General features: G+C 70.1%; 6 protein-coding genes. 4 read left to right on the top strand and 2 right to left on the bottom strand.

From position 1 onward, the window contains the following. Positions 1–99 precede the first annotated feature (99 nt). On the bottom strand, positions 100–1,269 hold the full coding sequence (gene kynU, locus FG385_RS17760) for a kynureninase (protein ID WP_139097855.1): 1,170 nt from the start codon (positions 1,267–1,269) through the stop codon (positions 100–102). A gap of 87 nt (positions 1,270–1,356) precedes the next feature. Here kynU and FG385_RS17765 point away from each other — a divergent pair, with 87 nt between their 5' ends. Continuing rightward, positions 1,357–3,186, top strand: a complete 1,830-nt coding sequence (locus FG385_RS17765; RefSeq protein ID WP_139097856.1) for an AMP-dependent synthetase/ligase — start codon at positions 1,357–1,359, stop codon at positions 3,184–3,186. A 7-nt stretch (positions 3,187–3,193) separates the two neighbouring features. On the opposite strand, the gene FG385_RS17770 is transcribed toward FG385_RS17765, so the two are convergent. After that, positions 3,194–4,102 (bottom strand): SDR family NAD(P)-dependent oxidoreductase, encoded by a 909-nt coding sequence (locus tag FG385_RS17770; protein WP_139097857.1) that lies wholly within the window; start codon positions 4,100–4,102, stop codon positions 3,194–3,196. Positions 4,103–4,530: 428 nt separating this feature from the next. On the opposite strand from FG385_RS17770, the gene FG385_RS17775 reads away from it, so the two are divergent. The 3 genes from FG385_RS17775 to FG385_RS17785 all read left to right on the top strand — a co-directional run bounded on the left by FG385_RS17775 (position 4,531) and on the right by FG385_RS17785 (position 9,800). After that, positions 4,531–5,724, top strand: a complete 1,194-nt coding sequence (locus FG385_RS17775) for an MFS transporter (protein ID WP_139097880.1) — start codon at positions 4,531–4,533, stop codon at positions 5,722–5,724. Between the two features lie 629 nt (positions 5,725–6,353). Then, complete coding sequence (locus FG385_RS17780; protein WP_139097881.1) at positions 6,354–7,610, top strand: GGDEF domain-containing protein; 1,257 nt, start codon at positions 6,354–6,356, stop codon at positions 7,608–7,610. A 66-nt stretch (positions 7,611–7,676) separates the two neighbouring features. Then, positions 7,677–9,800 (top strand): phospholipase, encoded by a 2,124-nt coding sequence (locus FG385_RS17785; RefSeq protein ID WP_139097858.1) that lies wholly within the window; start codon positions 7,677–7,679, stop codon positions 9,798–9,800. Positions 9,801–10,022: the final 222 nt, after the last annotated feature.

Genomic DNA, 10,022 nt, shown 5'->3' on the forward strand with positions numbered 1-10,022 from the left:
CCGGCGAGCAGGGAAGGTAAGAGACATCAGGAACTTCTCGGTCACGCCGGTCGCAGTGATCCGGGAACGGCCGGGGCGGCGACTCCCACACCTCCCTCGCTACCCCGGCCATCCTGACAGGAACTCAGCGGCGCGAAGCACGTCCGCATACCGCACGTACAACGACGCCAGCCCGAACCGCAGCACGTCGGGCGGGCGGAAGTCCCCGATGATGCCGGACTCGGTCATCGCGGCCATGACGCGTTTCGCGTCCGGCCACCGGACCGAGATCTGGTTGCCCCGCTTGTGGTCCCGCGGCGTGAGCACATCGGTACCCGGCACGAGTTCGTCCAGGCACCGCAGGAAGAACCCGCCCAGCGCGAGCCCTTTCGTGCGCACGTGCTCGATCGTCACGCCTTCCCACACGTCGAGCGCGGCGTCCAGCGCGAGCATCGACAGGATGTCCGGGGTGCCCGTCCTGGCGCGCGCGATACCCGGGGCGCTCGCGTAGCCCTCGGTCATGCCGAACGGGTCCGCGTGCCCGGCCCACCCGCTCAACGGCTGGTCGAAGCGCTCCTGCCATTTCGCTGGCACGTAAAGGAAAGCCGGTGCGCCCGGCCCGCCGTTGAGGAACTTGTAGGTGCAGCCCACGGCGAGGTCCACCCCGGCGGCATCCAGCCCGACCGGCACCGCGCCGGCGCTGTGGCACAGGTCCCACACGGCCAGCGCCCCCGACGCGTGCAGGCCGGCGGTGAGCGACGGGAGATCGTGCAGCAGGCCCGAGCGGTAGTCGACGTGGTTGATCAGCGCCGCCGCCGTCCGTTCCGACACCACGGCCGGGATCTCTTCCGGGACCACGCGGCGGATCTCGTGCCCGGTCAGGCGGGCCGCGCTCGCCGCGATGTAGCCGTCGGTCGGGAACGTGGTGGCGTCGACGAGGATCTCGGGCCGGTAGGGGTTCAGCCGGACCGCCGCGACCAGCGCCTTGAACAGGTTGACGCTCGTCGAGTCCCCGACGACGAGCTGGCCGGCGGCCGCACCGACCAGCGGCGCGATCCGGTCGCCGACCCGTTCCGGGGCCTGCCACCAGCCCTCGTCCCAGGACCTGATCAGCCGGCCCGCCCACTGTTTCCGGACCACCTCGTCCAGCCGGGCGGCTACCGAGCGTGGTGGTGCGCCGAGCGAATTCCCGTCCAAATAAGACATTTGTGACTCGAGTTCGAACTCCGCCCGCTTCCCCGCCAGCGGGTCACGGGCGTCGAGTCCGGCCGCCACCTGCGACAACGACATGCGAGTCCTTTCCAGCGCCGAGGGCTATCCCCCGTGTTCGCCGTCACATACAGTAGGTCCACCCGCGCCGAGCACAGGAGGTCAGCGGTGACCAACGAGACGTCCGTCGTCGACCGGGCCAAGGGCCAGACCATCGTCAAGCTACTTCGGCGCAACGCGGAAGAGTACGCCGACCTGCCCGCGCTGACCTCGCTCGACGCCGACGGCGAGCCGACCCTCACGTGGGCCGAAGTCCGGCGCGAAGTCGCGGTGCTGTCGCGGGGACTGGCGGATCTCGGGCTCACGCGCGGCGACCGGATGCTGATCATGGCACCGAGTTCGCCCGAGCATCTGATCGCCGACCTCGCGGCGGTGCATCTGGCCGCGATCCCGTGCACCGCCTACGCGACGCTGAGCGCGGACCAGATCCGTTATGTCGCCCGGCACAGCGGCGCCCCGGTCGTCGTGCTGCAGGGGATGGACGAACTCAAGCGCTGGCAGCAGGTGCTCGACGACCTGCCGAAGCTGCGCCACGTCGTGATGATCGAGAGCGAGGCGGTGCCGGCCGGCGACGACAGGTTCCTCAGCCTGGCTGAGCTGCGCCGGCGGGGCACGGAACTGCACGAGGCCGAACCCGGGGTGTTCGAGCGGGTGCAGGCGGGCATCCAGCCGTCCGATCCGCTTTCGATGATCTACACCTCGGGCACGACGGGTGAGCCGAAGGGCGTCGTGCTCACGCACGCCAACGCGATGCACGAGTCGTACGCGATCCAGGCCAGGCACGGCATGCCACTGCACGTCCCGAACATCGCCTACCTGCCGCTGGCGCATATCGCCGAGCGCGAGGTGTCGATCTACCTGCCGATCACCCTCGTCGGTCACGTGCACACGCTCGCCGACCCCACCGGGATCATGGCGGCGCTCGGCCGCGTACATCCGCAGGGCTTCTTCGCCGTGCCACGGGTGTGGGAGAAGATGGTGGCGGGCTTGAAGAACATGCTCGCGAACGCCCCGGAAGACCGGCGCATCGCGCTCACGCAGGCGAACGAGCTGCTGCAGCAGGGCTACAAGCTGCGGAACGCGGGCGAGCCCGTCCCGGCCGAGCTCGCCGAGAAGATCGCCGTGACCGACCGCACCGTGCTCGCGCCGGTCCGCCAGCTACTCGGCCTGGACAGGCTGGTCTTCTGCTCCAGCGGCGCCGCCGCGCTGCCGGTCGAGGTGCTGTACTTCCTCGCCGGGCTCGGCGTGGAGATCCACGAGGTGTGGGGGCTCTCGGAGACCACCGGCGCCGTCACGGCCAACAGCGCGAAGGAGTTCCGCGCCGGCACGGTGGGCAAACCGCTCGCCGGCACCGAGGTGAAGGTGGCCGGGGACGGCGAGTTGCTCGTGCGCGGGCCGCTGGTGTTCGCCGGCTACCTGCAGGACGACGGCTCGATCAAACCCGCCGTCGACGAGGACGGCTGGTACGCGACCGGTGACATCGGCGAGATCGACGAGGACGGGTACGTCACGATCACCGACCGCAAGAAGGAACTGATCATCACCTCCGGCGGCAAGAACATCGCGCCCACCCGGATCGAGGGGCTGCTCAAGGAGCATCCGCTGGTCGGCCAGGCGGTGGCGATCGGCAACGACCGGCCGTACGTGACCGCGCTGATCGTGCTCGACGACGAGATCCTGCCCGGCTGGGCCGCGGCACGCGGGATCGAGTACACCGACGCGACCGCGCTCGCGTCTCATCCGGCGGTGTGCCAGGAGATCGAGAGCGCGGTCGAGGCGGCGAACGCCAGGCTGGCACGGGCCGAGCAGATCAAGCGCCACCAGCTGTTCACGAAACCGTGGACGCCGGAATCGGGCGAGGTGACGCCGACGCTGAAGCTCAAGCGCCGGATCATCGACGACCGCTACGCGGCCGAAATCACCGCGCTGTATACGTGAGGCGTGCTCAGGCGGTCCGCAACGGGGTCGAACCCGTCCATTTCCGCAACCGCGGCGGCACGCGCTTTTCCAGGCCGTACGGCTCGAGGTGCGCGCTGAACACCTCGTCGAAAGCACGCCGGACCGTTTCGGTGTCCCAGGTCTGCCGTTCGAGAATCGGGGCCTTCAGGTAGGGCTGGCCGATGATGTGCAGCTGCGGTCCGTTGCAGCGCACGAGCTGGCCGGTGATGCCCTCGGCGTCGTCGGACAGCAGGAACAGCACGAGCGGCGCGATCCGCGAAGGCGTCCGATCGGGCGGGCAGTTTCGCAGGGAACGTTCGGACTTCCAGACCATCCGGGTGTGCGCCAGGGGGCATACCGCGTTCACCCGGATGCCGACCGACTCCAGGTCCAGCGCCCAGGAATAGGTCAGCGAGGCCACCGCGCCCTTGCTCGCGGCGTACACCCCGAGCTTGCGCTGCCCGAGCGAAGCGCCGGACGAGATGTTCACGATCGCGCCGCCGGTGCCCTGCTCGACCATGGCCCTGGTCGCCGCGATCCCGGTGTACATCACCCCGAGCACGTTGACTTCGACCAGCTCACGCACCTGATCGGGCTCTTCCTGCCAGGGAAGGGCCTCGTAGTTCAGCCCGGCGTTGTTGACCAGGCCGTCGATCGAGCCGAACTCGTCGACGCACGCCCGGACCATGGCCGCGGCCTGGTCCGGGTCGGCCACGTTGTGCCCGCTCGCCACGGCCCGGCCGCCGTGCTCGCGGATGTTCGCGGCGGTCCGCTCGGCAAGGTCGGCGTCGATGTCGTTCGCGACGACCCGGACGCCCGCCTGCGCGAGGTGGACCGCGAACGCCTCGCCGAGCCCGCGACCCGCGCCCGTCACCACCACCGCGCGGTCACGCAGACCCGCCAGTTCCATGCTCATCTCCCACTCCCGACTGGCCAGCCCCGACGCAGCCATCACCGGCTCCCACTGGCCCTGAGACCAGTCTTCGTCACCGTGACTCGAACGCCAGACGACCGACGACGAGCGGTTAGCAAGCTGCGCCGAACGAGTGATCGCTGACCAGCGGGACATACCGCCGCGGCTGTCAGCGGCACTGACCGTGTGCGCCGTTCGTCGTAATCCGAAGGTCGGGTATCAGGTCCGGATGGGGCCAAACCCGGGATACCGTCGTGCAGTGACTGTTCGCTTCCGCGCGGTAAGCGGCATACTGGCTGTTGTCTTTCCTGTCGCTTGGGTGAGTGCCCGTTCCCGGCGCCCCGCGGCGGACGAAAGAATGCGTGGGCGTGATCGCGTTCACCCGAAAGGGGGGAGCTAGCAGGATGGTGAGGACTCAGGCACGGCCGAGCATGCGCTCGACCCTGGCCAACGTCGAGTTCCGCACCGTGTGGCTGGCCGAAGCGCAGTCGACCGTCGGTGATCAGCTGACGATCGTGGCGCTCGCACTGATGGTCTACCAGCGCACCGGGTCCGCGCTGCTGTCCGCGATCGCGTATGCCCTGACCTTCCTGCCCGCGCTCGCGGGCGGGCTCGGCCTCGCCCAGCTGGCCGACCGGTTCCCGCGCCGGAGCGTCCTGGCCGTCTCGGCGGCGGTGCAGGCGGTCTTCGTCGGGGCGATGGCGATTCCCGGGATGCCACTGGTTCCGCTGTGCGTGCTGGTGGTGCTCGCCCGGCTCGCCGGCGCCCCGTCCAACGCCGCGCAGAACGCGCTGACCAGGGAGATCTTCAGCGACGACGAACGGTATCTGCGCAGCCAGGACATCCGCGGCATCACCACGAACACCGCGATGCTGCTGGGGCTGGCCTCCGGCGGCTTCCTCGTCACCGCCGCGGGCCCCTCGGTCGCGCTGGCCATCGACGCGGCGACCTTCGCGATCAGCGCGCTCGCGCTGGCGCGCTGGGTCTCTTCGCGTCCCGCCGCCGACAACGGCGACGGGAGCTGGTTCGGCGCGATCCGGTGGGTCGCCGGCCAGCATCGGCTCCGGGTGCTGCTGGGACTGTCCTGGCTCGTGGGCCTCGCGGTGATCCCGGAAGGGCTCGTGGCCCCGCTGGCCCGGGAGATCGGCGCACCCGATCAGGCCGTCGGCTGGCTACTGGCGGCGGACCCGCTCGGCTTCGTGCTCGGGGTGTTCCTGATGTCCCGCTACGTCTCCGCGCAGGCGCGGAAGCGGGCGCTGGGTGTGCTCGCGATCGTGCCGACCGCGTGCCTGCTCGTGTTCTCGGTCCGGCCGGACCTCGTCCTGTCCCTGGTCGCCCTCGCGGCCGCGGGTGCGGCCGGGGCGTACATCGTCACGGTGGGCGCCTCGTTCATCACGTGGGTGCCCAACGAACTCCGGGGCGGCGCGGGGGGTTTGTACCGCACCGGGCTTCGGGTGGCCCAGGGGCTTGGTGTCGCGGTGGGTGGTGCGGTGGCGCAGTGGCTCGGTTCGGCCACCACGGCGATCGCGGTCGCGGGCGCGGCGGGCGTTCTGCTCGGCATCCCGCTCGCTGTGTCGTGGGCCCGCCTGCAGCGGGACGAGACCGAAACAGCCGGGGCGTTATGAGCGAGCACACCGCCGGGCGGCATCAGAAGTCACGGTTCGACACGACCGGCTCACCTCCAGTTTTTGCGGACGAAACAAACGCGAAGCAGCACGGTCACGGATCAGAAGTCACGGTTCGACACGAAGAACACCCTCTCCCACGGCAGCGAAACAAACGAGTTTTCAAGTACGGCGATCAGAAGTCACGGTTCGCCACGGCGGGTCACCTCCATACCTCACGCACACAAACAACCACGTACAACTCTCCGCATCATCAGAAGTCGCGGTTGGACAAGAAGAACACCTCCGATCGGTGCTCGGCCGGGCATCGACGTACCACTGTGGACGAGGTCTTCGCCCGCGCGGTGCGATCGTATGCGGTGGGATGATACCTGTTGAAGGAAAGTACCCGGTGCGCTTCCGGGCACAGCAAAGTTACCTCGCGGCAGCGGGGTTCGTCGAGAGAAGGTGATCCAGTGCCACCGCCACACCCGCGGCCGGGATCGCCGACGCTGACGGGGCAAACGGGCATCCCGGCCGGCAATGGCCTGCCGCGCGTACCGGACCAGGCCACCGGCGGCCCCCCCGGGGTGGACACGTCGCGTGATTCGGTGAATACTCGCCGCTCGTACAGACCACAATATTGGGCTTTGTGGCGACGGCCCAAACCATTCATCGCATTCCTGGTGGTGGCCGAACTCGTCGCACTCGCCTGGTTCGTCCGCGTATTTCTGGATACGCCCGCACCCGATCGTCTCGATTTGTTGCGCTTCGGGATTCTGACCGCCGGGGCGACCGTGCACATCCAGATGACCCGGAGACAGGAAGAACGCCGGAGAAATCGTGTTCGCACGGTCCTGATCGACCTCACGGCGGTGTGGGTCTTTCCCGCCGCGATTATTCTTCCGGGCACGCTGACGATCGCGCTCGTCCTGCTGATTCGCATACAGCACTGGTTCGTCGCGCGCCGCCCCGCGCACAACTTCGTCTTTTCCTCCATCACGCACATGCTCGCCGCGACGGTGGCGCATCAGATGGTCGTGATACTCGGCGGGCCACAATGGGACTCGCTCACGGTGGCGGGCTCGCTGGGCGAATTCGGCAAGCTCCTGCTCGTCGGACTGGTCTACGAAGCCGTGCAGATCCTCTACGTCGGTAGCATCCTGAGCCTCGCCGCGCAGGCGAGGCCGACAATTCGCGGCGTGCTCGGCAGCAAGGCGGACAACCTACTGGAGGCGATCACGATCGGGCTCGGCGCGGTGACCGCCATCCTGCTCGTGATCCTCCCACCGACCGTCGCGATCATGGCCGTGGTGACGGTCGTGTTCAACCGCCTCGCCGAACTCGACCAGTTGCAGGACGACGTGCGCACCGACCCGAAGACCCAGGTCTACAACATGCGCGGCTGGACGGAGTCGGCCGAGCGCGCGCTCGCGCGGGCGACGAAGGCGGGCGACGGCCTCGGCATCCTGATGATCGACCTCGACTACTTCAAGTGGATCAACGACACCTACGGCCATCCGGCCGGTGACGACGTGCTCCGCAACCTCGCCCAGCTGCTGGACGAGGTGACCAGGCCGAGCGACGTAGTGGGCCGGTTCGGCGGCGAGGAGTTCCTCGTGCTGCTGCCCGAAACCGACCAGGCCGCGGCGACCGGCGCCGCCGAACGCATCAGGTCCGCGGTCGCCCGGCTGCGCATCGTCACCACCGACAAGCGCGGCGACCAGATCACGGTGTCCGACCGGACGGCGTCCATCGGCGTCGCGGTGTATCCCCATCACGGCGATTCTCTGGAGAAGCTCATGCAGGCCGCGGACGCCGCCGTGTACGAGGCCAAGGAAGGCGGCCGCAACCAGGTCCGGCTCGCCGAGCACCGGCGGCCGCACGGCGTGAAGCCGGCCCACTAGGGTACGTGCGGATCCTGGGGGTTTCCCCGGTGTTCGAAAGCCGTTGTCCCTGCCACCCTGGAGTTCATGATCGCCCGAGCCGAGACCGCACGGATGAGGCGGCGCCTGTCGACCTCGGCCTGGTTGCTGGTGCTGGCACTGGCCCTGCTGACGTTCGGCTTCGTCGCGTCGCGGCCGTCCTCACCGCCCTACCGCCCGCCGACCGGCGGGGCCGCCGCGGCACAGCGCGCGATCGAGGCGCTCACCCACCCCGGCGCCGAGCCGACCGCGCTGAGCCTGCTGCCGCCCGACTTCACCAAGGTGACCGGCGTCGTCCCCGGTGCACTGCGTGCACGCGACGGCACGGTCCGCGCGGTGCATGTGGACGGCGGGTGCTCGACGCCGTGGGGCGACGACAACACCAAATGGGACTACAGCGTGCCGTGCAAGGCGCACGACCTCGGCTACGACCTGCTCCGCTACGCGGACAAGATCGGCCAGCCGCTCGCGCCCGGCGTGCGCGCGTCACTGGACGCCCGGCTCTCGTTCGACATGCACAACGCGTGCCTGCTCAACCCGATGGGCTCGGCGCGCACCTGCCAGGTCGTCGCGTCCCTCTACTCCGCCGGCCTGGTGGTCAACTCGTGGCATCAGCGGTGGGGCCCGCCCGTCGGCGATCCGGTCGGGCCGATGCTCGCCGGGGTCACGGTGATCGGCTGCCTGCTGGCGTTCCGGCTGCGGGGCTGGCTCGGTGCCCGCCGCGCCCGCACCCCGCGCCGGGCACCGGCCCCCGCCCGCGCGCCAGCCTCGAGCTGGGTCACGCTCGGCGTCGCGAGCCTCGGTTTGCTGATCTTCGGCGAGTCGGTGATCCAGCTCGCGAGATGGGCGGGCGCGGGCGAGTCGTGGCTGTGGCCGCTGACCTGGCTCACGCAGCTGGCGCCGGTGTTCTTCTTCGCGGGCGGCCGGGCGAACGCGGCCGGCTGGCAGGCGGTGCTCGACGGCGGCGGCGGGTACCGGCAGTACCTCGCGCACCGCGCGAGCTGGCTGCTGCGGCCCGCGCTGATCTTCGTGGTGGTGACGCTCGTCGTACCGCTCGCGCTGGAGCTGCTGGGCATTCCGGACAGCACGAACGCGACGATCATGCGGGTCGCGCTGCACCCGTTGTGGTTGCTGGGCGTCTACCTGCTGACGATGGTGGCCGCTCCGGTCATGCTGACGCTGCACCGCCGCGCCCCGGTCGCGACCACGCTCACGGTGCTCGGGCTGGTCGTGCTGGCCGAGTTGAGCGCGGGGTGGTTCGGCGCGAGGATCCCGCACTATCTCGCCGCGTTCGGGCTCGCGCTACTCGCCCAGCAGGTCTCGTTCGGGCGCCTGGCCGGCCGCCGCTGGCTCGTGGGCGGAGCGCTCGCGGGGCTCTCCGGGCTGGTCCTGCTGACCACGGTCGGCGGCACGGACCCGAATCTGCTCGGCGCCCCGGGCGCGCCGCCCGCGCTGGCCGCGCCGGCGCTGCCGGTGCTGCTGCTCGGTGTGGCCCAGCTTTCCTTGCTGGGGCTGGGCGCACCTCTGCTGAACCGGCTGACCACGCGTCCCGTGCTGGTGAGGGTGGTCCGGTTCGCCTTGCGTGCCCCAATGAGCCTGTACCTCGGGTTCCTCGCCGCCGTCCTCCTGCTGGTGACGGTGGTGTACCTGCCCGTGCGGCCTTCGGACGCGCTCGCCTGGCTAGCCGGCCCGCGCCCGCTGATGGCGCTGGGGCTGCTGGCCGTACCGGCGGTGATCGTGTTCTGGTGGTTCGAACGGCACGGCGACGGTTCGGTGCCGCCGCATCAGGCACAGCCGACAGGCTGGCTCGCCCACGCGGCGACTGCGCTCGGCACCGGTTTCGCGACCATCGGCCTGTTCGGCTTCGCACTGACCCGGTTCGGCGGTGACACCGGCCATACGCTGCTCGGTCTCCCGCTCGACCCGATCCAGAACCTTATCCAGCTGCTGCTCGGGGTATACCTGCTCAACGCGGTCCGCACCGGGCTCAGCGCGGCCATGAGCACCTGGGTCGTCACGGCACTCGCGTGCGTCCCGCCGCTGCTCGAGGCGGCCGACGGGTTCGACGCGGACACGGTCACCCTGCTCGTCCACGGGCTCACCGCGATCTTCGCCGTGGCGGCCGCCGCGAGCACGCTGCTCCCAGCGAGGACGGTGGCTGAAAACACGTAAGCCGGGTGTTGTGAGCCACATCGGCTGATCGATATGCGACGCTACGGCAACCGGGTGATTCGACCGCGCGTCCACCGGGAGGCCGGTCGCGGGGAAAGGAGCGGGCGTGGAGTATCCGCCGCGGAACGAGCGCGGGGCGCCCCGCCGTCCGGCCCCGCGGCAGGGCCGCCCCGCCGACGCCCGCTACGCCGGCCCCGCCCGCCGCGGTGGACCGCCGCCGCC

It is taken from the genome of Amycolatopsis alkalitolerans, assembly GCF_006152065.1.
GTDB lineage: Bacteria > Actinomycetota > Actinomycetes > Mycobacteriales > Pseudonocardiaceae > Amycolatopsis_E > Amycolatopsis_E alkalitolerans.